The organism is Arthrobacter sp. CMU6 (assembly GCF_059090205.1).
Window position 1 is genome coordinate 190,976 of the sequence record NZ_JBNHFL010000002.1, and the last position, 21,557, is coordinate 212,532.

At 67.5% G+C, this 21,557-nt stretch carries 20 protein-coding genes; 15 read left to right on the forward strand and 5 right to left on the reverse strand.

Annotated features, from left to right (window positions below; translation table 11 throughout):
- Positions 1-5: 5 nt before the first annotated feature.
- A complete protein-coding gene (locus AC5RWD_RS02270) occupies positions 6-641 on the reverse strand; it encodes an isochorismatase family protein (RefSeq protein ID WP_494018491.1) in 636 nt (211 codons plus the stop codon).
- 19 nt (positions 642-660) lie between these two features.
- A complete protein-coding gene (locus AC5RWD_RS02275; RefSeq protein WP_494018492.1) occupies positions 661-1,989 on the reverse strand; it encodes a nicotinate phosphoribosyltransferase in 1,329 nt (442 codons plus the stop codon).
- Positions 1,990-2,143: 154 nt separating this feature from the next.
- Here AC5RWD_RS02275 and clpS point away from each other — a divergent pair, with 154 nt between their 5' ends.
- The 6 genes from clpS (at position 2,144) to rdgB (ending at position 6,533) form a co-directional block, all read left to right on the forward strand.
- Complete coding sequence (gene clpS / locus AC5RWD_RS02280) at positions 2,144-2,524, forward strand: ATP-dependent Clp protease adapter ClpS (RefSeq protein WP_307103739.1); 381 nt, start codon at positions 2,144-2,146, stop codon at positions 2,522-2,524.
- Positions 2,517-3,083 (forward strand): DUF2017 domain-containing protein, encoded by a 567-nt coding sequence (locus AC5RWD_RS02285; RefSeq protein ID WP_494018493.1) that lies wholly within the window; start codon positions 2,517-2,519, stop codon positions 3,081-3,083. The genes clpS and AC5RWD_RS02285 overlap by 8 nt, the downstream gene beginning before the upstream one ends.
- A gap of 130 nt (positions 3,084-3,213) precedes the next feature.
- Positions 3,214-4,239: a glutamate racemase gene (gene murI, locus AC5RWD_RS02290; protein WP_494018494.1), complete on the forward strand. Its 1,026-nt coding sequence runs from the start codon at positions 3,214-3,216 to the stop codon at positions 4,237-4,239.
- Positions 4,236-5,033, forward strand: coding sequence for an MBL fold metallo-hydrolase (locus AC5RWD_RS02295; RefSeq protein ID WP_494018495.1), 798 nt, complete (start codon positions 4,236-4,238; stop codon positions 5,031-5,033). The genes murI and AC5RWD_RS02295 overlap by 4 nt, the downstream gene beginning before the upstream one ends.
- Positions 5,034-5,118: 85 nt before the next feature.
- Complete coding sequence (gene rph / locus AC5RWD_RS02300) at positions 5,119-5,877, forward strand: ribonuclease PH (protein ID WP_003805875.1); 759 nt, start codon at positions 5,119-5,121, stop codon at positions 5,875-5,877.
- Positions 5,874-6,533: an RdgB/HAM1 family non-canonical purine NTP pyrophosphatase gene (gene rdgB, locus AC5RWD_RS02305; protein ID WP_494018496.1), complete on the forward strand. Its 660-nt coding sequence runs from the start codon at positions 5,874-5,876 to the stop codon at positions 6,531-6,533. Before rph ends, rdgB begins: the two co-directional genes overlap by 4 nt.
- Before the next feature lie 127 nt (positions 6,534-6,660).
- On the opposite strand, the gene AC5RWD_RS02310 is transcribed toward rdgB, so the two are convergent.
- The gene (locus AC5RWD_RS02310; RefSeq protein WP_494018542.1) at positions 6,661-7,434 is read right to left on the reverse strand and encodes a DedA family protein; all 774 of its coding nucleotides are present in this window, start codon (positions 7,432-7,434) and stop codon (positions 6,661-6,663) included.
- Positions 7,435-7,502: 68 nt separating this feature from the next.
- Between AC5RWD_RS02310 and AC5RWD_RS02315 the strand changes: the two genes are divergently transcribed.
- Together AC5RWD_RS02315 and AC5RWD_RS02320 are read left to right on the forward strand one after the other, a co-directional pair.
- Positions 7,503-8,507 carry a 3'-5' exonuclease gene (locus AC5RWD_RS02315; protein WP_494018497.1) on the forward strand — a complete coding sequence of 335 codons (1,005 nt, stop codon included), beginning with the start codon at positions 7,503-7,505 and terminating at the stop codon, positions 8,505-8,507.
- A gap of 38 nt (positions 8,508-8,545) precedes the next feature.
- The gene (locus AC5RWD_RS02320) at positions 8,546-9,052 is read left to right on the forward strand and encodes a DUF4395 domain-containing protein (protein WP_494018498.1); all 507 of its coding nucleotides are present in this window, start codon (positions 8,546-8,548) and stop codon (positions 9,050-9,052) included.
- Here AC5RWD_RS02320 and AC5RWD_RS02325 read toward each other — a convergent pair.
- Complete coding sequence (locus tag AC5RWD_RS02325; RefSeq protein WP_494018499.1) at positions 9,039-10,151, reverse strand: ADP-ribosylglycohydrolase family protein; 1,113 nt, start codon at positions 10,149-10,151, stop codon at positions 9,039-9,041. The genes AC5RWD_RS02320 and AC5RWD_RS02325 overlap by 14 nt on opposite strands.
- Positions 10,152-10,412: 261 nt before the next feature.
- Here AC5RWD_RS02325 and AC5RWD_RS02330 point away from each other — a divergent pair, with 261 nt between their 5' ends.
- The 4 genes from AC5RWD_RS02330 (at position 10,413) to AC5RWD_RS02345 (ending at position 17,163) form a co-directional block, all read left to right on the forward strand.
- Positions 10,413-11,384, forward strand: coding sequence for an MIP/aquaporin family protein (locus AC5RWD_RS02330; protein ID WP_494018500.1), 972 nt, complete (start codon positions 10,413-10,415; stop codon positions 11,382-11,384).
- A gap of 55 nt (positions 11,385-11,439) precedes the next feature.
- The gene (locus AC5RWD_RS02335; protein WP_494018501.1) at positions 11,440-12,612 is read left to right on the forward strand and encodes an exonuclease SbcCD subunit D; all 1,173 of its coding nucleotides are present in this window, start codon (positions 11,440-11,442) and stop codon (positions 12,610-12,612) included.
- Positions 12,609-15,698 (forward strand): AAA family ATPase, encoded by a 3,090-nt coding sequence (locus tag AC5RWD_RS02340; protein ID WP_494018502.1) that lies wholly within the window; start codon positions 12,609-12,611, stop codon positions 15,696-15,698. The genes AC5RWD_RS02335 and AC5RWD_RS02340 overlap by 4 nt, the downstream gene beginning before the upstream one ends.
- 112 nt (positions 15,699-15,810) lie before the next feature.
- Positions 15,811-17,163, forward strand: a complete 1,353-nt coding sequence (locus tag AC5RWD_RS02345; protein ID WP_494018503.1) for an MFS transporter — start codon at positions 15,811-15,813, stop codon at positions 17,161-17,163.
- Here the strand turns inward: AC5RWD_RS02345 and AC5RWD_RS02350 are convergent.
- Positions 17,151-17,885 carry an IclR family transcriptional regulator gene (locus AC5RWD_RS02350; protein ID WP_494018504.1) on the reverse strand — a complete coding sequence of 245 codons (735 nt, stop codon included), beginning with the start codon at positions 17,883-17,885 and terminating at the stop codon, positions 17,151-17,153. The two genes, AC5RWD_RS02345 and AC5RWD_RS02350, sit on opposite strands and share 13 nt — an antisense overlap.
- Positions 17,886-18,070: 185 nt before the next feature.
- Here AC5RWD_RS02350 and AC5RWD_RS02355 point away from each other — a divergent pair, with 185 nt between their 5' ends.
- From AC5RWD_RS02355 to AC5RWD_RS02365, 3 genes are all read left to right on the forward strand, one after another.
- Entirely contained in the window at positions 18,071-18,601 is a 531-nt protein-coding gene (locus AC5RWD_RS02355; RefSeq protein WP_494018505.1) for a flavin reductase family protein, read from the forward strand.
- A gap of 49 nt (positions 18,602-18,650) precedes the next feature.
- The gene (hpaB, locus tag AC5RWD_RS02360) at positions 18,651-20,105 is read left to right on the forward strand and encodes a 4-hydroxyphenylacetate 3-monooxygenase, oxygenase component (RefSeq protein ID WP_494018506.1); all 1,455 of its coding nucleotides are present in this window, start codon (positions 18,651-18,653) and stop codon (positions 20,103-20,105) included.
- A 117-nt stretch (positions 20,106-20,222) separates the two neighbouring features.
- Complete coding sequence (locus AC5RWD_RS02365; protein ID WP_494018507.1) at positions 20,223-21,554, forward strand: MFS transporter; 1,332 nt, start codon at positions 20,223-20,225, stop codon at positions 21,552-21,554.
- Positions 21,555-21,557 lie beyond the last annotated feature (3 nt).

Here is a 21,557-nt window from a genome sequence, read left to right on the forward strand (position 1 = left end):
TGAACCTACTCGAGGTCCACGCCGCCCAGCTCCATTTCGGCGTAGGTGTCGTCGAGGTTATCGGCGATGCCCGCCGTCAGGCGTTTGATCACGGTGACGGAGTAGCCGGCCTGGACCGCGTCCAGCGATGTGGCCATGACGCAGTGGTCGGTGGCGAGGCCCACCACCACGACGTCCTCCACGTCATGGCTCTGGAGCCAGTCGTCGAGGCCGATCGCGTCTTCCTCGGGGGCGTAGCCGGGATCGGCCGGTCCGGGCAGGGAGCCGGGCTGCCGTTCACCCGTGGGGACGGCGTCGTCCGGTGCCAGCAGGCCCTCGAACCCGGAGTATGCAGCGGTGTACAGGCCCTTGTGGAAGTACGCCTGGATGTGTTCGGTGTCGAGCTCAGGATGAAGCTCGGCGCCCGGGGTCCCGGCGACGCAGTGCGGTGGCCAGGTGTCCTTGAAGTCCGGGGCTTCGGAGAAATGGGCGCCCGGATCGATGTGCCAGTCCTGCGTCGCCACGATGTGGTCGAACTGGCCGTGGTGGTTCTCGACGTACTCGCTGATGGCCCCGGCCACGGCAGCCCCGCCCTCCACCGGAAGCGCGCCGCCCTCGCAGAAGTCGTTCTGGACGTCGACGATGATGAGTGCACGTGCCATCAGATCTCCTCAGTTCCCTTCAGTTGTCCTCATAGAGCGTCGGTATGGCCGGCTCGCCGCGGTGCAGGCGGTGGACCACAGCCGGCAGTTCGGCCAATGAATCGGCGTGGCGCTGCCGGGCACGCAGGACACCTTCGTGGCCGGTCCAGCCCGGCAGGAGCTCGCCGTTCTTGATGAACTGCTGCAGAAGCGCGCGGTCGTTGCCGTCGTCCGCAGGCCTGTGGCCCACGCCGATGAGCTCCTGGGTTGCCGTGCCGTGCTCGTTGAGCCGGCGGAGGGCGTACTTCCGCCCGCCCTTGCTCGCCTTGTTCTTGGCCGCCTTGGCGACGGAGACGAACTCCCCGGCGTCGTCGGTCCGGCTGACCAGCTTGTAAACCATGCTTGCGGTGGGTGCCCCGGAGCCGGTCACGAGGGAGGTGCCCACCCCGTACGAGTCAACGGGGGCGGACTGCAGGGCCGCAATGGCGTATTCGTCCAGGTCCGAGGTCACCGTGATGCGGGTGCGCTCGTTGCCGAGGTCATCCAGCAGCTGCCGGACCCACTGTGCCTGCTCCACCAGGTCGCCGGAGTCCAGGCGCACGGCGCCCAACTTATCCCCGGCGATGTCAACGGCCGTACGGACGGCGGTTTCGACGTCGTACGTGTCCACCAGCAGCGAGGTGCCGGCCCCCAGGGCGGCGACCTGCGCCTCAAAGGCGTCCCGCTCGGTGTCATGGAGCAGCGTGAAGGAGTGGGCGGCGGTGCCCACCGTCTTCAGGCCGTACCGCAGCCCGGCCTCGAGGTTCGAGGTGCTGTCGAACCCGGCGATGACAGCCGCGCGGGCGGCAGCCGTGGCTGATTCCTCCTGCGTCCGCCGTGACCCCATCTCGATGCAGGGCCGCTGGCCGGCGGCCATCACCATGCGCGATGCCGCCGAAGCGATGGCGCTGTCATGGTTGAGGACGGACAGCACGTACGTCTCCAGGATGCACGCCTCGGCAAACGTCGATTCGACAATCAGGATGGGGGAGTTGGGGAAGTACGCCTCGCCCTCGGCATAGCCCCAGATGTCGCCGGTGAACCGGAAATCGGCCAGGTAGTCGAGGGTCTCCTTGTTGACCACGTCGGTGCGGGCCAGGAATTCGAGCTCCGCCTCGCCGAACCGGAACGCCATGATGCCTTCGAGCAGCCTGCCCGTACCGCCCACGATCCCGTAGCGGCGGCCGTCCGGGAGACGGCGCGCGAACGCCTCGAACACTGCTTTGCGGTGCGCGGCGCCGGAATGGAGGGCCCCCTGCAGCATGGTCAGCTCGTAATGGTCGGTGAACAGGGACGTGCGGGGCTGCTCCCAGCCGGCGGAGTTACTCACAAAAATCACTCTAGTCCCCACCGGCTCCCACGTCTCGCTTCGCTTCGCCGCGGGGCCCTCGCCGGCGTGGGCCCAGCACCGGCTCCCACGTCTCGCTTCGCTTCGCCGCGGGGCCCTCGCCGGCGTGGGCCCGGCATCGCCATAGAATGGACAGATGACCTTAAGCGTTGCGCTCGGCCCTGACACCCAGGAGAGCATCCAGACCGGAACGGCGGTGTCCACCGATGCCCTGACCGCCCCGGACGTCCCTTGGAACCTTGTCATCTGGAATGACCCAGTCAATCTGATGAGCTACGTCAGCTACGTCTTCCAGAGTTACTTCGGCTACTCGGAGACGAAGGCCAACAAGCTGATGCTCGAGGTCCACAGGAAGGGCCGGTCCATCGTTGCGCACGGCAGCAAGGAACAGGTGGAGCAGCATGCGGTCGCCATGCACGGGTTCGGCCTGTGGGCCACCGTGGAGAAGGCCACCGGCGGAGACAGCGGGGGCGGCAAAAGCGGCGGCCCGGGCAAGGGCAAGGGAAAACGTGGCTAAGGCTTTCAAGTACGGACTAAAGGGCATCACCGGTTTCCTGGAACCGGCCGAGAGGGAACTGCTGCGCAGCCTGTTCGCCGACGTCATCTCCATGCTGGAGCCGGCGGACCGCGGTTCCGAGGATCCGCTCGCGGCGATGATCGGACTGGACATGGAGGTCCGGGAACCGTCGGACCGCGCACTCCGCCGGCTGCTGCCCAACGCAGTGAAGGACGACGCCGCTGCCTCGCTTGAGTTCCGCCAGCTCACCGAACGCTCACTGCGGGAAAGCAAGATTGGCGCGCTGCGCGCTGCCGCGCTTGGCCTGGACAAGGACGAGCTCGTCCTGACCCCGGCTGATGCCCGGCACTGGTCCACGGCGCTCAACGACGTACGGCTGGTGCTCGCAGAGCGCCTCGACATCCGGGACGAAGCGGACGCCGACCACGTCCACCAGATGCAGGACTGGTCCCAGGCCGAGGACGTGGAAAGCTACCTCGCCCTGGTCTACAACTTCACCACGTGGCTGCAGGAGTCGCTGGTGCAGGCGATGCTGCAGTCGCTGGACTCGCGGCCCTGAGCGGTTCCGCCGGCGGGAGGCCCCTTCGGCCCTGACCGGTATCGGCTGCGCCGGATGTGACAAATTCGACATGAGTCGCTCGCCACAAGTGATGGCCGCACCTCACGGGAAGACCTATCCTCAGATAATCATGACTTCAGCATCGAGCATGGATCCGGCAGCAGGAGCTGCAGCGGAGTCCGCAACGGCCGACGGCGTAAATGTGGGATCGCTGCCGATCGGCGTCTTCGACTCCGGGGTCGGCGGCCTCACAGTGGCGCGGTCGATCATCGACCAGCTGCCGAACGAATCCATCCTCTACGTCGGCGACACCGCACACGGCCCGTACGGGCCGCTGCCCATCGCGGAGGTGCGCGCCAACGCCCTCGGTGTCATGGACGAACTCGTGGACTCCGGCGTCAAACTGCTCACCATCGCCTGCAACTCGGCGTCGGCCGCGGTGCTCCGGGACGCCCGTGAGCGTTACACGGCCCGTTACGGCATTCCCGTCATCGAGGTGATCCAGCCGGCCGTGCGCCGTGCCGTCGCGGCCACCCGCACCGGCCGGGTGGGCGTAATCGGCACCTCCGCCACGGTAGGGTCCCGGGCCTACGAGGACACATTCGCCGCGGCACCCGACCTGGAAATCACGTCCGTGGCCTGCCCGGCGTTCGTGCCCTATGTGGAGGCCGGCATCACCACGGGGCCGGAACTGCTCGACGTCGCCCGCGAGTACCTGGAACCGCTGAAGGCGGCGGGCGTGGATACCGTGGTACTGGGCTGCACGCACTATCCGCTCCTGACCGGCGTGATCTCCTACGTCATGGGTGAGGACGTCACCCTGGTCTCCAGCGCCGAGGAAACCGCCAAGGACGTCTACCGGGCGCTGGCCAGCAACGGCCTGGAACGGACGGACCCGGCGCCCCCGGAACACAGCTTCATCGCCACCGGGGATCCGGGCCAGTTCGAAGCCCTGGCCCGCAGGTTCCTCGGGCCGGAGGTGCTCAGCGTCAAGCATGTGGACCACGTTGCGGCGCAGTACCCCACGGGCAGCCTGGCACGGATCACCCCTGAAATGATTGCCGCCGCGCGGAACGCGGCAGCTCGCCCGCGCATCTCCAACTTCGTCGGGCAGACCGCCGGCAGCGGAGCAGCCCCCGGGGGGACCTTCCTGTGAAACTCACCATCGTCGGCTGCACCGGCTCCTTTCCCGGCCCCGGATCACCCGCCTCCTGCTACCTGTTGACCGCCAACGACGGCGAACGGGTCTGGAAGGTGGTCATGGACCTCGGCAGCGGGGCCCTGGGCGCCATCCAGCGGTACACCGACCTCGAGGACATCGACGCGATTTTCCTCACACATTTGCACCCCGACCACTGTATGGACCTTTGCGGGCTGCACGTTGCGGTGCGCTGGAAGCCGGGCGGCTGGGACAGGGGACGGATCCCCGTTTGGGGCCCCGCCGCCACCGCCGACAGGATGGCGACCGCGTACGGGCTGGACCTGGATCCGGGGATGCACGAGGAGTTCGACTTCACCAACTGGACCGAGCGCCAGTCCGTCACCGTCGGACCTTTCACCGTGACGCCGTTTGCCGTGAACCACCCCGTGGAGGAGGCGTACGCGCTGCGCGTGGAGGTAACCGAACCGGACGCCGCCGGCAATGCCGTGACCCGCGTGCTGACCTATTCGGGCGACACCGATTCATGCCGCGGGCTGGAAGAAGCGGCCAAGGACGCCGACCTCTTCCTCTGCGAGGCGGCCTTCGAGGAAGGCCGCGACGACGGCATCAAAGACGTCCACCTGACCGGCAAGCGGGCCGGGGAGGCAGCCACCGCCGCCGGCGCCCGCCGCCTCCTCCTCACCCATATTCCGGTGTGGACGTCGCACACTAAGGTCATGTCCGAGGCGCGTCCCGCCTTCGCCGGTGACGTGGCCGTGGCCGTGGCGGGCGTGCACTACACCGTCTGACCCTGGCACTTGTCTGTGGCACTGGTCTGTCGGGGCCCGGTCCCGTGTGGCTCCGTCCCGCCTGCAGCCTCGATAAGCTAAAGGCATGACTTCCGAAGCAACCACTGCCCCCGTCATCCGTGCCGACGGCCGCACCCCGGACCAGCTCCGGCCCATCAGCATCACCCGCGGCTGGTCCAAGCAGGCCGAGGGATCGGCCCTCATCGAGTTCGGCAATACCCGGGTCCTGTGCACCGCTTCCCTCACCGAAGGCGTTCCGCGCTGGCTCAAGGGCGAAGGCCGCGGCTGGGTGACGGCCGAATACGCCATGCTCCCGCGTGCCACGAACACCCGCTCCGACCGCGAGTCCGTCAAGGGCAAGATCGGCGGCCGCACGCACGAAATCTCCCGGCTCATCGGGCGCTCGCTGCGTTCGATCATCGACACCAAGGCCCTGGGCGAGAACACCATCGTGCTGGACTGCGATGTCCTGCAGGCCGACGGCGGCACGCGGACGGCGGCCATCACCGGCGCCTACGTTGCGCTCGCCGAGGCCATCCGCTTTGCCCGCGAGAACAAGATGATCGCCCGCAACGCCCAGCCCCTGATTGACACCATTGCCGCTGTGTCCGTGGGGATCATCGACGGCATCCCCATGCTGGACCTGCCGTACATCGAGGACGTGCGGGCCGAAACCGACATGAACGTGGTGGTGACCGGCTCCGGCAAGTTCGTGGAGGTCCAGGGCACGGCCGAAGGCGCTCCCTTTGACCGGGACGAACTCAACAAGCTGCTGGACCTGGCCCTGCTGGGGACCGAACAGCTTGCGGCCATCCAGCGCGAGACCCTGGCCGAAGCGCCGTGAGTGGGAACGCTGTGAACGGCGGACCTGCACCGCGGCTTGTGCTGGCCACCCGAAACGCCGGCAAACTGCGGGAGCTGCGTGAGCTGCTGCGCGGGCAGATCCCGGGGCTCGATGTGGACACGCAGGTGGTGGACGCCGCCGCCGTCGGAGCCCCCGATGTAGCGGAAACCGGGGTGACCTTTGCGGAAAACTCGCTGCTGAAGGCACGTACCGTGGCCGAAGCCACCGGGCTGGTGGCCATCGCCGACGACTCCGGACTGGCAGTGGATGTCCTCGGCGGTGCGCCGGGAATTTTCTCCGCGCGCTGGGCCGGCCGGCACGGTGACGACGACGCCAACCTGCACCTGCTGCTTGCCCAGCTGGCGGACGTGCCGGATGGCCACCGCGGTGCCGCCTTTGTGTGCGCGGCGGCCCTTGCCGTGCCGGCGTCTGCATCCGCGGACGGGGCCCGCGAAGTGGTGGAGTACGGGGAGCTTGCCGGCACGCTGCTGCATGAACCGCGGGGCGAAGGCGGCTTCGGCTACGACCCCGTCCTGGAACCCTTGGGCCTGGACCGCAGCTGTGCCGAGCTCAGCCCGGAGGAGAAGAACGCCATCAGCCACCGCGGCCGGGCGTTCCGTGCGCTGCTTCCCTCAATCATCGAGGCCCTGCGGTGAAGTCGCTGTAGGCAGACGGCTCTGTCAACAGATGCTTCGGTATACAGGAAAGGCATCTCAGAATTGAGGTGCCTTTCCGCGTTTGGGTTCCGCTGTCTCTTTTGCAGCCTGCCGGAGATCCGGTCAGTCAGTCGAGGTTCGTTTTGCGCTCGGCCTCGGGCGCGTGCTCTTCAATGAACTCTTCCACCGGATCCGTCCCGAAGGCGGCCGCCTCGCGCTTCGCGGTCATGCCGCGGACAACTTCAATGCCCACCGGGATCACCGAGAGCAGGACAATCACGATGAAGATGATGTCCAGGTTCTCGCGGACCCACGGAATCCTGTCGCCCAGCAGGTAGCCGAGGAGCGTCACGCCGCCGCCCCACAGGAGCGCACCGATCACGTTGAACAGGAAAAACTTCCTCTTGTCCATCTGGGCCACGCCCACGATGACGGGAACGAACGTCCTGATGATGGGGACGAAGCGGGCGAGGATCAGGGCCTTGCCGCCGTGCTTCTCGAAGAACTTGTGTGCACTGTCGACGTTCTCATGCTTGAAGAGCCTTGAGTCCGGCTTGTTGAAGATGGCAGGGCCGGCCTTGGACCCGATGAGATAGCCCGTCTGGTTGCCAATGATGGCCGACACAATAATCAGCGCGGCGAACAGCCAGATGTTGAATTTGATGGTGTCCGTGGCCACGAGCAGGCCCGCCGTAAACAGCATGGAATCGCCGGGCAGGAAGAATCCGATCAGCAGCCCGGTTTCGGCAAAGATAATCCCGCACACCAGCAAAACAACCCACGGGGCAAGGGCCGGGTCGGCGAGGAAGACCTGGGGGTTGAGCCAATCGGGCAGGAATGATGCCAGATGCGGCTGGACGGGGCCCGCGCCACCCAGCGCGGGCACGGCAAAGTCGCTCAATGCATTAAAGTTCACTTTCCAAGGGTACTTGACGGGCTCGGCGCCCCCGCCGGGCTACAGTTGTCCCCGTGAGTTTGGACTTTACGGCGATCGACTTTGAGACCGCCAACGGCTTCCGCGGTTCGCCGTGCGCCGTTGGCCTCACCAAGGTCCGCGGCGGCGTCATCGTCGAGGAAGCCTCATGGCTGATGCGGCCGCCCGAAAACCACGACTCCTTCGACTACCACAACGTCCGGGTCCACGGCATCAGGCCCGAACAGGTTGCGGACCGGCCACGCTTCGGGGAGCTGTTTCCGGAAATCGGCGCGTTCATCGGCGGCGATATCCTCGCGGCCCACAACGCCGCCTTCGACCTCGGGGTGATCCGGTCCGGGCTTGAGGTCTCGGGGCTACCAGGCCCGGCCTACGACTATGTGTGCACCGTAATGCTGTCCCGGCGCTGCTACTCCCTGGTTTCAAACTCACTGCCCTTTGCCGCCGAGGAGGCGGGCGTGCCCCTCGTGAACCACCACGACGCGGCCGAGGACGCCCGGGCCTGCGCCGGCATCCTCATCGACATCGCGGGGCGCAACCGGGCCAACAGCATTGCCGAGCTCTACCTTTCGCTGGGGCTGTCCATCCCGCAGCAGGCCGCGTTCGATCCTTCCAGCGGTGAGCTGTCAAAGGCAACTGCTTCGGCACTAGCCGCCGCGGGCGGCACCGGTGTGGCCCGGCCGTTCCGCAGCGGATGGCCTGAGGAAGGTCCCAACCCCGAGCCCAATCCCGGCGCCGAACCGGGGAACCCGCTGTTCGGCCAGACCGTCGTGTTCACCGGCCAGCTCGCGATGCCGCGGCCGGAAGCGAAGACGCGGTCCGCTGAACTGGGGGCACGTCCGGAAAGCCGGGTCACGGCGCGGACCAGCGTCCTGGTGGTGGGGGACGGCTTCGTGGCCGGCGACCTGCGCTCCGGCCGGCTCACCGGCAAGGCCAAGCGCGTGCTGGAGCTGCATGACCGCGGCCAGGCCATCGAGGTGATCTCCGAAGGGGAATTCCTGCAGATGGTGGGCGGCGCACCCCTACACATGGCGCAATAAAGCTTCCTCCGCCGCCGCGCCTCTCCTAGCCTTGCCCCATGGGCAGACTGAACAGAACTGGGGGGCTTGGTTCCATCTTCGCCTTTCCCAACCCGGTCAACGAATACGCGGCCCGCATCACTGCCGGACTGGTGGTCCTGCTGGCGGCCGTCACACTGCTCACCGGCTTCGGCTGGGGCCTCTCGGCCATTGCGGCCGGGTTTTGGCTGCGTGTCCTGTTCGGCCCAAGGGTATCCCCGCTCGCCCTGCTCTCGGTGAGGGTCCTCGCTCCGCGGCTGGGACGGGTCAAGCTGGTGCCAGGGCCGCCGAAGCGTTTCGCGCAGGGCATCGGCGCCGCGATGTCCACGGCTGCCGCCATCCTGCTGGCCGCCGGCCTTGCCCCCGCCGCGTGGATTCTGCTGGCCGTGCTGATTGTTGCCGCCTCGCTGGAGGCCTTCGCCGGCTTCTGCCTCGGCTGTGCGATCTTCGGCCTGCTGCAGCGCCGTGGCCTCATCCCCGGGGACGTCTGCGAGGCGTGCAACAACATTCCCCTCAGCCGGATGTGACGGCGACCAGCTGCCCGGCCATGCCGCGTATCACCTCGGGGGCCTCGAGAGCCGCCACCCAGTCCTCGGGCAGGCAGTCCGTGCCGTAGTACGCACCCAGGATGTTGCCCGCGATGGAGCCGGTGGAATCGCTGTCACCGCTGTGGTTGATCGCCAGGGCGACGGCGGCCTTGAAGTGCTCCGCCGGACCGGCCGCGCCACCTCCCTGCGTCCCCTGAGCTGTGGCCAGGACAGAGTAAAGCCCGACGGCGAGAGCCTCCTCCGCCACCCAGCCCTCACCCAGTTCACGGACCAGTTCCTCCGGGCTGAGCATTGTATCCGGTCCGGCCTTGCCCGCCAGGCGGATTGCGGCCTCCAGCCGCTCCTGGAGCTCAGGGGCCGCCTCCGGATCAGCCTGCACATGGGCGAGGGCTGCCTGCGCCGCCTCGGCCAGGCTGGAGCCCTGCACCAGTGAATGGATGAGCAGGCTGAAGACACCTGCGCTCTGCCGGGCCGAAGGATGCCCGTGCGTGAGTGAGGCCGCGTCGGTGCTCAGCTTGTAGACGGACTCTGCCGGGATGTGCGGAACCAAGCCGAAAGGCGCCGAGCGCATCACGGTTCCGCAGCCCTTCGAATCAGGGTTGACCTGCCGGAAGACCGTTCCCATCTCGCCGGTGGCCAGCCCGCTCAGGCACGCGTTGCCGGGATCCCGCCTGTGCCGCAGCACTTCCTGGCCGTCAATCCAGCGGGGCTGCGGCCGCGGCGCCGATTCGGGAAGGGACACGCCCTGCGTGTCCAGCCAGCGCAGGTACGCAAGCCACACGCAGGCGTTGGCGTCTGCACCGACACCCGAGTTGGCCCACTCCAGGGCCTCGACGATCCCGTCGACTGTGTACAGCGTCATCTGGGTGTCGTCCGAGAAGTGGGTGCCGCCGTCGAGCGCGGAAAAATCCCGGAGCCCGGCGGCACCGAAACGGCGCCGGATCTCGCCTATCGGATCGAACTCGACGGCGTAGCCGAGCGAGTCGCCCAGTGCACCGCCGAGCAGGCAGCCATGGATGCGGGACTCAGCGGACGGCGCTGTGCCAGGAGAAACACCGGGACCGGGATTATTGCTCATGCAGGCCAATTTACCTCCCCGCCGGACATCGCCCGACTCAGTGGTTTTGGACATGGTTTCGGACGTGGTTGGACGCTGGAGAGGTTGAGCGCTGTGATCCCGGTCCCTGCTGTGATGGGGCACTCCCAATGCCGGGTGTCCGGCCACCGGACGATAAGCTCGGATTCAGCAACCGTCCAGACTTTGCTGCCAGACTGCTGGGGCCGGCTCCCCACGTGAGCGGCGTTCCCCGCTGACCGAAACAAAGGAATTCCCTACGCCATGACCACCCCTGTGTCCGTTCCCCCGACCGACGACCGGCATGCTGCCGGTGACAACGGATTCCGGCCAGGGCTGCTGTCCAGGGTTGGCGCGGAGGCGTTCGGAACACTGTTTCTGGTGGTCGCCGGGCTGGGTGTGCCGCTCTTCACCCTGCCGCAGTCCAACCCGCTGCCCGGAGCGCTCGCGGGAGGCCTCGCCGTGACAGCGGCGATGCTGGCCTTCGCGTACATCTCGGGCGGGCACTTCAACCCGGCCATCACGCTGGGCAACCTGGTGGCGGGCAGGATCGGGATCGCCGCCGCAGCGGCGTACATCGGCGCGCAGCTGGTCGGCGCGGCGGCGGGCGCGCTGGCGCTGTTCGGCATCCTCCGCACGGTGCCCAACATTCCGGACGCGCGCACGGCGTTTGACACCGTCACCGCGGGATTCGGCGAGCACTCCGTGATCCAGACGTCGATGGCCGGCGTGCTCCTCGCCGAAGTGCTGGGAGCAGCACTCCTGGTCGCCGTATTCCTTGGCACGACGGCCCGCCGCAACAATCACGCGGCCGCCGCCCCGTTCGCCGTCGGGCTGGCGTTTGCCGTGCTGCTGCAGCTGGGCCAGGCCCTTGGCAACGCGCCCTTCAACCCGGCCCGGGCCACCGCCTCCGCGCTCTTCAGCAGCAGCTGGGCGCTGGGGCAGCTGTGGCTGTTCTGGGTGGCCCCGATCGTCGGTGCCGGCATTGCAGGCCTTGTTTTCCGCGGGTTCGCCGACGCCCGGGGCCGGAGTGCAGCCGACGCGGCCCACTCCCGCGACGCGGCAGACCCTGAGACTGACCTCACTGCCGACTTCGACGAAGAGCCGGACCAGCTGCCAGCGGCCGACGTGGAATCCCGGGGTGCCGCATCGGCCGACGCGGGCCCCGACGAGGCGCGCGACTTCTTCGACGGGTCCCGCAGCAAGTTCGACGGGCCGCGCAGCAAGGAGTCCTGACGCGCCGAAGCGCGGGGTCGGCTAAATTGTCAGTGCCCGCGTCTAGCTTATGAATATGCGGTTATTGCACACTTCCGACTGGCATCTGGGCCGGTCTTTCCACGGCGTCGGCATGCTGGACGCCCAGCGCGCCTTTGTCGACCAATTGGTGTCCCGGGTCAGGGAACTCTCCGTCGACGTCGTGCTGATCGCCGGTGACGTTTACGACAGGGCGCTGCCCGGCGTCGACGTCGTCAACCTCCTGGACGACGCCCTGGTCCGGCTGACTGGGGCAGGCGCACAGGTGATGCTGACCAGCGGAAACCACGACTCCGCCATCCGGCTCGGCTTCGCCTCCCGGCTGCTGGAGAAGGGCGGCGTCCACCTGCGCACGCGCCTCCAGGAGCTGGACGTCCCGGTGATCCTGCCGCTCGGCGGCGCAGGGACTGACCCGGTACTGGCGATCTATGGCATCCCCTGGCTCGAACCCCGGCTGGTCGCCGATCAGCTTGGGGTGGACACCGCCAGCCACTTCGAAGTCACCCACGCTGCTACGGAACGCATCAGGGCCGACGTCGCCGCGCGGGCCGAATCCGGGACGGTCCATTCGGTTGTGCTGGCCCACACTTTTGCCAGCGGGGGCATCAGCTCGGACAGCGAACGCGACCTGAGCATCGGGGGAGTGGGGGCCGTGCCGCTGGACCTGTTCGACGGCTTCAGCTACACGGCACTCGGCCATCTGCATGGCCGACAGTCCCTGTCCGCGGAGGTGCGGTACTCGGGCTCGCCGCTGGCCTACTCCTTCTCGGAAGCAAAGCACCAGAAGGGCGGCTGGCTTGTTGACGTTGACGAGTCCGGGATTACGGCGGTGGAGGAGATCCTCTGGGACGCGCCACGGAAACTTGCCATCCTCCGGGGGACGCTCGGCGCGCTGCTGGAGTCACCTGAACACGCCTGGGCCGAGCAAGCCTACTGCCAGGTAACCCTCACGGACGCCCAGCGTCCGGCCCAGGCCATGGAACGGCTGCGGGCCAGGTTCCCGGACACACTCGTCCTCGGTTTCGAGCCCGAGGGGGCACCCGCCGCCTCCGGCGCCAGCTACAGCAGCCGGCTGGCGGAGGCCGAGGACGACCTCGCCGTCTGCTGCGGATTTCTGGAACACGTCCGCGGCCGGGAGCCGGACACCGCGGAACAGGCCGCCCTGACCGAAGCATTGGAGAACGTGCGTCTGCAGGAGGCATCACTGTGAGGATTCACCGTCTGGAAATCTCCGCGTTCGGGCCTTTTGCCGGAACCGAGGAAATCGATTTTGACCGGCTGAGCGCCCACGGTCTGTTCCTGCTCAATGGCCCCACCGGCGCCGGCAAGACCAGCGTGTTGGACGCCATCTGCTATGCCCTCTACGGGTCCGTTCCCGGCGCACGGCAGGACGGCAAGCGGCTGCGCAGCGACCATGCGGATGCGGCTGCTGAACCCCGCGTGACCTGTGAATTTACAGCCCGGGGCAGGCGGTTTGAGGTTTCGCGGATGCCGGCCTGGGACAAGCCCAGCGCCCGCGGCCGGAACGGATTCACCACGCAGCAGGCCAAGACCCTCCTGCGCGAACGGGTGGCTGGCGCGTGGGTGGAAAAGTCCGGCCGGAACGACGAAGCCGGGGCGGAAATCACCGCGCTCCTTGGCATGGACCGCGAGCAGTTCACCCGCGTGGTCCTGCTTCCCCAGGGGGACTTCGCCGCGTTCCTCCGGTCCAAGGCTTCGGACCGCCTCGAACTGCTGCAGAAGCTTTTCGGAACCGAACGTTTTGAGGCAGTGGAGCGGGAGCTTGCGTTACAGGCTGCCGGCGCCGCGAGGCAGGTAGCCGATCTCGAGGGCAGGCTGGGCCTGCTGGTGGAGAGGGCCAAAGCGGAGGCCACGGCCCTCGAAGTCGATCCGGACGCCGCGCCGGAACCTTCCGGTCATCCCGAACTCCTGTCGTGGCTGGAGGCTGCAGCCGCGGAGCGTGCCTCGGTACTGGCCGTGAACGCAGAATCCTGCGAGGAGCAGCGCCGCGGTTGCGCGGAGCGGCTCGAAACGGAGCTGGCACGGGAGGGAAGACGCCTGAAGCTTGCTGCCGCCCTGCGCCGGAGGGCAGACGCAGAGGCCGCCGCCCCCGGACTGGCCAGCGCGGGAGCCGCGCTTGACCTGCACCGGAAGGCCGGGCTCCTCGGCGGCCAGCTGAAGGCCGTGACCACCGCCGAGGCTCTGTTTGCCCGGGCGGAAAGAGCCCTGGATCTCGCCTCCGCCGGCGTGCGGGAGGCAGCGAGGTCCGGCTCGGAAGTGGTCGCCACGAAGTCCAGCGTTGCAGTACAGGGCGCTGCAGAACGCAGCGCTGCCGAACACGGCACCGTCGACGTGGCCTCGGAGCTTTCGCGGCTGCGGGCGCTGGCCGCCGTGATCGGCGAACGCCTGGCTGATGAGGGCCGGCTGGGCGGCCTGCGCGCGCGGGCCGCCGGACTTGCGCAGCGGCGTCAGGAACTCAGCCGTGCCGGAGATGACCACGCCGTTCGGCTGCTTTCCCTGCGCACCGAGATGGAAACCCTGCGTGCAGCCCTGCAGCCGCTTGAACAGCTGGCAGGGGAATCCGTACTGCGCACCAAGGAGGCGGCAGCCGCCGACGAGCTGGTGGATGTAGTTCGGCGCTACGGGACGGCGGCGGCCGGGTGCGCTGCCGTCACTGAGCGGCACCTCAAAGCCCGGGAACACCACCAGGAACTGCGCCGCCAGTGGCTGGACGTCCGGGAGGAACGCCTGTCCAATGCTGCCGCGGAATTGGCTTCGCGCCTGGAACACGGGATGCCCTGTCCCGTCTGCGGCAGCCCGGAGCACCCCGAGCCGGTACCCGCAGGGGACTCCGTCCTGGGGCTTGCCGAGAAAGAGGAACGAGCCAAGGAGCGCAGCGAAGCGGCCGAGAGGGTGCTCTCTGCAGTGGAAGCTGAGCTCTCCGAAACCAGACAGCTGGTCGCGGTTCTCGCGGGCCAAGGCGGCGACACCGATCCCGGCGAGGCGGAAGAGGCCGCCAGGGCCGCCCGGGTAGCAGCTGCCGAGGCGGCAGCAGCCGTAACGGAGCTGGCAGCCAGCAGGAGCCGGCAGGAGGAACTGGCCGAACGCATCGACGCCACAGAGAAGGTACGCGTGGATGCGTTGTCTCAGCTGGCGCAGACGGAATCCGCCCTGACCGAAATCGAGGAGCAGTCGGCCGCCCTGGAATCGTCGCTCGAAGCGCTTCGTGCCGAACACGCCAGCCTCGGTCTCCGCAGTGACGCCATCGCCCGAGCCGTCAGTATTCTCGAACAGGCTGACACTGCCCGCACGCAGCTGGAGCAGGCTGCGGCCCGACTGGCAGAGGCCCGGAGCGAACTGGACCGCGCGCTTCCCGAGGCCGGATTTGCATCGGCTGACGAGGCCCGCCAGGCCCTGCTGCCGGCGGCGGAGGCGGGGCGGCTGGAGTCTGTTGTCCAGGCCGGGCGGGACGAGGAGGCCCGGCTTGAGGAACTGTTCGCCAGCGAAGAGCTCGTTGTCGCAGCAAAGGAACAGGCAGCCAGGGAAAGCGACAACGGCTACGTGGCCGCCGCACCGGACGTGGAGGTGCTGCGCGCCGAAGCCGAACAGGCCGCGCAGGCGGCAAAGGAGATTGGACTCGCGGCGGGCATGGCGCGGCAGGCAGCCAAGACCCTGGGACGCCTCCGTGCCGAGTATGAGGAACTGGCTGAATCCGGACGGGAGCCCCGGGAACGCGCGGAAGCCCTGAAAAGCCTCGCCGAAGCGGCCCGCGGCTCAGGCGACAACAGCTACCGCATGAGCCTGAACGCGTACGTCCTGGCGGCGCGGCTCGAGCAGGTTGCCATCGCCGCGTCGGAACGGCTCGTCGCCATGAGCGACGGCCGCTACACGCTGCAGCACTCGGACGCGAGAGCGGCCCGGAACGCCAAGTCCGGGCTGGGGCTGGAAGTCGTTGACGAATGGACCGGCCGCCGCCGCGACACCTCCACCCTCTCCGGCGGGGAATCCTTCATGGCTTCGCTGTCGCTCGCCCTGGGCTTGGCGGACGTGGTCCAGCAGGAAGCTGGCGGTGTTGACATTGAAACGCTGTTCGTCGACGAGGGCTTCGGCAGCCTCGACGAGCAGGCGCTGGAGCAGGTCATGGATGCACTCGAGGGCCTCCGGGACGGAGGCCGCGTGGTCGGCCTGGTGAGCCACGTGGGTGAGATGAAGCAGCGCATCGGCAGCCAGCTTCAAGTAGTGAAGCAGCGCAACGGCTCCACGGTGCACATCGTTGACGCACTCGTAACGGTCTGACCGGTGATGCCCGCCGTGAGGCGGGTATCACGGGTCCACTATCATTGGACTGTTACCGGGTTCGGCGCATCGGGAGGAGGGACGATGCGCACGACTGAACGAGCCCGCATACATGAACACTTCAACGGCGCCCCAGCCATCCGCCAACCCCCGCCCCGTCACCCCCGCCGCCAGCACTCCGGCGTCAGCGCCGCAGTTCGGCGGCCGTTTCGCGCGCCTGCCGGCGCTGGCAGGCAAGGGATTCCTGCCCGTGGGCCTGTTTGCCCGCCTGCCCCTCGCGATGCTGACGCTGGGAACCCTCACCCTTGCCACCTCGGTCACCGGCTCGTACGCCGTTGGCGGAGCTGCTGCCGGGGCCGTCGGTATCGGCTCGGCCGTCGGCGCGCCCATTCTCGGCTGGCTGGCAGACCGGCTGGGCCAGCGACCGGTACTGCTGATCTCGGCGGTCCTGAATGTTGTGGCCGTGCTTGCCGTCATAGGGGCCGCGTATTTGCTTCCCGGGGTGCACGACGTCGGCGCCGCGTGGGGCGTCATCGCGGCCGCGTTGGCGGCAGGCCTCAGCTGCCCGCAGGTCGGCCCGCTGGCCCGTGTCCGGTGGATGGCCCTCACAGCCGAAAGCCGGCGCGGAGGGGACAGCACCGATCTGGACGTCGCGCTGTCCTATGAGAGCACAGCCGATGAACTGACCTTCGTGCTCGGTCCGGCCCTCGTGGGCGTCCTCGCCAGCCTGGTCGCCCCCTGGCTGCCGCTGGCCTTGGCCGCCGCGCTCACGCTGACGCTCGTTCCCGCCTTCGCCACCCACCGCACCCACACGGCCGTTCCGCGGCTGGCCGCTGTCGGCACAAGCAAGGGCAGCGGCCGGGCAGGAACCCGGGCCGGCAGCAGGCTTGCCGGCCTGGCCCCCGTTGCACTTCCGGTCCTGGCCATGGTCTGCATGGGCACGTTTTTCGGCTCCACTCAGGCAGCCTTGAGCGCTTTTGCCGCCGGTTTCGCAACGTCAGAGGCGGCCGGACTCCTGTATGCCGTCATGGGAATCAGCTCGGCCGCGGCCGCGATCTCGGTGGCCTACTGGCCGACACGCTTTCCGGTGACTGCGCGCTGGGTGACCGGGGCGGCAGCCATGGCCGGGTTGTCGGCCCTGCTGTTCCTTCCCACCGACGGCTGGGGCATGGTGCTGGTACTGCTCGCACTGGGCCTGCCGGTGGGGCCGGTCATGGTCACGGTGTTTGCCATCGGCGGGCTCGTGGCGCCGGCTGGCCGGCTGGCCACCGTGATGACGGCGCTCGCCAGCGGCATCGTCGCCGGCACCGCCCTTGGTTCGTCCGTCGGCGGCCAGCTGGCGCAGGAAGGGGGCCACCAGGCCGCCTTCCTCGTTTCGGCAGCCGCCGCGGCGGCGCTGTTCGTCCTCGGGGCGGTCGCCGCCGTCGTCGTCCGCTCCCGGAAGCGGTCAGCTCAGGCGAGCTGACCTTCGATCCGGGCCGCGCTGGCGGTCAGGGCAGCGGCCACCTCGGACGGATCCTGCGACGAGCGGATGTAGACGACGGCGACAGCCGCCGGGCGTCCGCCGGGCACCCGCACCGGCGCGGCGAGCGAGGAAACCCCGGCGATAACCTCGTCATGGCTTGCCGCGTAACCGCGCTTGCGCGCCTCGGCGGCTTCGGGACGATACGGCACGGCGGGAGCCAATTGGCCCCACTCGTGCTCCGTCAGCGCGGACTGGATGGCGATGCCGGGTGCACCGGAGCTGATCGGATGGCGGGACCCTGGATGCTGGACCACTGTGGCGGCTGAATGTCGGGGCTCTACGGTGACGAGGGTTACGCAGTCCTGATGGTCCCACACAGCCACGAAGGCCGTCATGTTGAGTGTGTTGGCCAGCTGGGTCAGCTCCGGAAGGGCAGCGGTCTGCAGGTTCCGCGAAACGCCGCGCGCCAGCACCGCGAGGCCGGGGCCGGGCTGGACCCGGCCAGCGTCGTCGCGTACCAGCAGGGAGTGGTCCTCAAGGGTCCGCAGAATCCGGTAGGCGACGGAGCGGTGGACGCCCATGGCCTCCGAAAGCTCGGCGATGGTCAGCGGGCGGTCGGCTTCGGCAAGGATTTCCAATGCGCGGATGCCCCGGGAGAGGGTCTGCGAGGGGGAGGCCTGGGCGGGCGCAACCTGCGTTGAGGCACCGGCGTTGGGAGTCATGCTGTCCATCCTAGGCATGTAAGCGGGGCGGGTAGCCAAAGGGGCTTGTGTGGCCCGTCACCTTGGGCTACCGTTCCATATAGGAATTGCCTGTTCAACTATAGAACAGTTCATCTACGGAACAGTTTAGAGCGACTGCGGCATGATGCGCCAGAGACAGGAACTGCGCAGCCAGAGGATCAATGATGACGGCCAATCCAGCAGCAGGCCCCGGCATTCCGGGCAGGACCTCGGTGCCCCGGGCCCACCGTTTTCGCGGCAGCCTGGGCCGATTCGCCACCGGTGTTGCCATCGTCACTTTCGACGGCGTCACCAAGCGGCACGGCATCACCGTCAACTCCTTCACGTCGGTCTCCATGGACCCGCCCCTGGTCCTCGCCAGCATCGCCCGCACTGCCAAAGCCCACGACGAACTGGCCGGCCGGCCCTTCACCGTCAACATCCTGGGGGCCGAGCAGCGGCAGCTGGCCATGCACTTTGCGGGAAGTCCGGGTCCGGAGCCCAGATGGGTGGAAGGGACAACGGCGCCCCGGCTCTCCGGCGTGCTCGCCTATTTTGAATGCCGGCCCTGGGCAGCGTACGACGGCGGCGACCACACCCTCTACCTCGGTGAGGTGGTGGACTTCGACCACCGCAGCGGCGACGCGCTGGCGTTCGCCAACAGCGCCTTCACCACCATCCCGGAGAGCCAGCTGGGGATAGAGGACCTGCTGTAGGCGGCACATTCCACACCTATTGAAAGTTCAACGACGAATGGAGGCAGCCATGGGCATCAGGACCGGCCAGCAGTACCTGGACAAACTCAATGCGATGACCCCGCACATCGCGATCGACGGAGAAGTGGTCAGCGAAAAAGTTGCCGAACACCCGGCCTTCCACAACGTTGCCCGGCAGTACGCGAAGCTGTTCGACATGCAGCACGACCCTCGGTACCAGGACGCGCTGACCTATGCCTCGCCCACCACGGGGGACCTGGTCAACGCGTCCTTCCTGGTGCCCCGGACCATCGAGGATCTGCAGCACCGCCGCCGGGCGACCTCCACATGGGCTGAGGCGACCAACGGATTCCTCGGCCGCACGGGTGACTACATGAACTCCGCACTCACCGCCCTGGGCACGGCCGGGACGTGGTTCGCCCAAGCGGATCCCAAGTTTGCCGAGAACATTGGCAATTACTACGAGTGGGCGCGCGAAAACGACATGCTGGCCACCCATACGCTGATCCCGCCGCAAGTGAACCGGTCGGTCTCCGGCTCGGAGCAGCTGGGCGGACAGCTCACGGCCCACATCGTAGAGGAGCGGGACGGCGGCATCGTGGTCCGCGGCGCTCGCATGCTCGCCACGATCGCACCCATCGCCGACGAGCTGCTGGTCTTTCCGTCCACGGTGCTGCGCGGCACGCCGGAGGACGCGCCCTATTCCTTTGCCTTCGCCATCCCCAATGACACGCCGGGGCTCCGGTACCTCTGCAGGACGTCCCTGTACAACGGCGGCAGTGTCCACGATGAACCACTGGCATCCCGCTATGAGGAAATGGATGCGGTGGCCGTCTTTGACGACGTCTTTGTTCCAGGCGACCGCATCTTCATGCTCGGCAATCCGCAGCTCTGCAACTCGTTCTACGCCGAGACCGGTGCCGGTGCCCTTATGACCCATCAGGTGGTGACCCGGACCATCGCCAAGAGTGAGTTCTTCCTGGGCCTCGCATCCGAACTCGCCGATTCGATCGGCATCGACGGGTTCCAGCACATCCAGGAGGACATCGCCGAGCTGATCATCGACGTCGAAATCGGAAAGGCCCTGGTCCGCGCGTCGGAGGCCGACGCCGAACCCAACGAGGCAGGCATGCTGCTGCCCAAATGGACCACCCTCAACGCTGCCCGCAACTGGTATCCGAAGGTGGCGCAGCGCTTCCCGCAGATCATCCGTAAGTTCTCCGCCTCGGGACTGATGGCCCTGCCCGGCGAAGCGGACGTCAACGGTGATGCCCGGGCGGACATCGATCTGTACCTGCAGGGAAAGACCCTGACCGGGCCGGAGCGGGTCCGGCTGTTCAAGCTTGCGTTCGACGCCTCGATCTCGGGTTTCTCCGGCCGGCAGTCCCTCTACGAGTACTTCTTCTTCGGGGATCCGGTCCGGATGGCCGGGGCCCTGGTTAACACCTACGACCGCGAGCCGGCCAGGGCACGGCTGCGCGAGTTCCTGCACCGGACGGACTAAGGGGTGCGCCAGGTCACACTTTCGTAGTATCCTCACACTAACTGACCGTTCGATCAGTAAATCGGACTGCTCTTCATCATCACCGGCAGCATCCCTGCCCTCAGCCACGGAGTTCCAATGACCGCAACTTCACACGTCGATTCAGAGGCGGGCCCCAGCAGTAAGCGTGAGGAACGCAAAGTCCTCGCAGGCACGCTGGTGGGCACAACCATCGAATGGTATGACTTCTTCATCTTCGCCCAGCTGACGGCAACGCTGCTCTCGCCGCTGTTCCTGGCCCCGCTGAACCAGTCCAACCCGGGGCTGGCGCAGATCCTGTCCTTTGCCCTGATCGGCATCAGCTTCCTGTTCCGCCCGCTCGGCGCGATCATTGCCGGTCATCTGGGAGACCGCCTCGGCCGCAAGGCAATGCTGGTCTTCACGCTCATCATGATGGGTGCAGCGACGGCGCTGATCGGCATGCTGCCGACCTACGCCCAGATCGGCTTCTGGGCTCCGGTCCTGCTGATCACCCTCCGCATCGTCCAGGGCTTCTCCGCCGGCGGCGAATGGGGCGGTGCCGCCCTGATGGCCGTGGAACACGCGCCCAGGAGCAAGCGGGGCCTGTTCGGCGCCTACCCGCAGATCGGCGTCCCCGTCGGCATGATCCTGGCCACCGGGCTGCTGTTCTTCATCAACACCAGCATGTCCAAGGAAGACTTCGCCGCGTGGGGCTGGCGCGTTCCGTTCCTGCTCTCCATCGTGCTGATCGTGGTGGGCTACCTGATCCGGCGCGCAGTTGCCGAGAGTCCCGTCTTCCGGCAAATGATCGAACGCAAGGAGAAAGCCAAGGCCCCGCTCGGCGAGCTGATCAAGCACCACAAGAAGTCCGTGCTTTACTCCACGATGATCTTCATCGGCAACAACGCGGCGGGCTACCTGCTGATTGCGTTCTTCATCTCCTACGCCACCAGGACGCTGAAGATGCCGGTCGCGGAGATCCTGCTGGCCACCACGCTGGCGTCATTCGGCTGGCTGATCTTCACGCTCGTGGGCGGCTGGCTTTCCGACAAGATCGGCCGGGTCAAGACGTTCCTCATCGGCTACGGCATCGTGTTCGCCTGGATGATCCCGATGTTCGCCCTGATCGACACGAAGGACATCATGCTCTACGGCGTGGCGCTGTTCGTGCTGACCATTAGCCTCGGTCTGTCCTACGGCCCGATGTCAGCCATGTATGCCGAGATGTTCCCGGCCAACGTCCGCTATTCCGGCATCTCGATCGGCTACGCCTTCGGTGCGATCCTGGGCGGCGCATTCGCCGCCACCATCGCCGAAGCGTTGATGCAGAGCACGAAGTGGACCGGGTCCATCGGCATCTACATCATGATCCTGTGCGTCATCTCGGCCGTCGGCGTGCTCCTGGCAAAGGAGACGAGGGGCCGTCCGCTCGGCGTCAGCCGGCACTGAACC

What these genes read in the sequence shown, in the direction of transcription:
- AC5RWD_RS02270 (WP_494018491.1), bottom strand. Translation starts at nt 641, where the DNA reads ATGGCACGTGCACTCATCATCGTCGACGTCCAGAACGACTTCTGCGAG.
- clpS (WP_307103739.1), top strand. Translation starts at nt 2,144, where the DNA reads ATGACCTTAAGCGTTGCGCTCGGCCCTGACACCCAGGAGAGCATCCAG.
- murI (WP_494018494.1), top strand. Translation starts at nt 3,214, where the DNA reads ATGACTTCAGCATCGAGCATGGATCCGGCAGCAGGAGCTGCAGCGGAG.
- rph (WP_003805875.1), top strand. Translation starts at nt 5,119, where the DNA reads ATGACTTCCGAAGCAACCACTGCCCCCGTCATCCGTGCCGACGGCCGC.
- AC5RWD_RS02320 (WP_494018498.1), top strand. Translation starts at nt 8,546, where the DNA reads ATGGGCAGACTGAACAGAACTGGGGGGCTTGGTTCCATCTTCGCCTTT.
- AC5RWD_RS02325 (WP_494018499.1), bottom strand. Translation starts at nt 10,151, where the DNA reads ATGAGCAATAATCCCGGTCCCGGTGTTTCTCCTGGCACAGCGCCGTCC.
- AC5RWD_RS02330 (WP_494018500.1), top strand. Translation starts at nt 10,413, where the DNA reads ATGACCACCCCTGTGTCCGTTCCCCCGACCGACGACCGGCATGCTGCC.
- AC5RWD_RS02335 (WP_494018501.1), top strand. Translation starts at nt 11,440, where the DNA reads ATGCGGTTATTGCACACTTCCGACTGGCATCTGGGCCGGTCTTTCCAC.
- AC5RWD_RS02345 (WP_494018503.1), top strand. Translation starts at nt 15,811, where the DNA reads ATGAACACTTCAACGGCGCCCCAGCCATCCGCCAACCCCCGCCCCGTC.
- AC5RWD_RS02350 (WP_494018504.1), bottom strand. Translation starts at nt 17,885, where the DNA reads ATGACTCCCAACGCCGGTGCCTCAACGCAGGTTGCGCCCGCCCAGGCC.
- AC5RWD_RS02355 (WP_494018505.1), top strand. Translation starts at nt 18,071, where the DNA reads ATGACGGCCAATCCAGCAGCAGGCCCCGGCATTCCGGGCAGGACCTCG.
- hpaB (WP_494018506.1), top strand. Translation starts at nt 18,651, where the DNA reads ATGGGCATCAGGACCGGCCAGCAGTACCTGGACAAACTCAATGCGATG.
- AC5RWD_RS02365 (WP_494018507.1), top strand. Translation starts at nt 20,223, where the DNA reads ATGACCGCAACTTCACACGTCGATTCAGAGGCGGGCCCCAGCAGTAAG.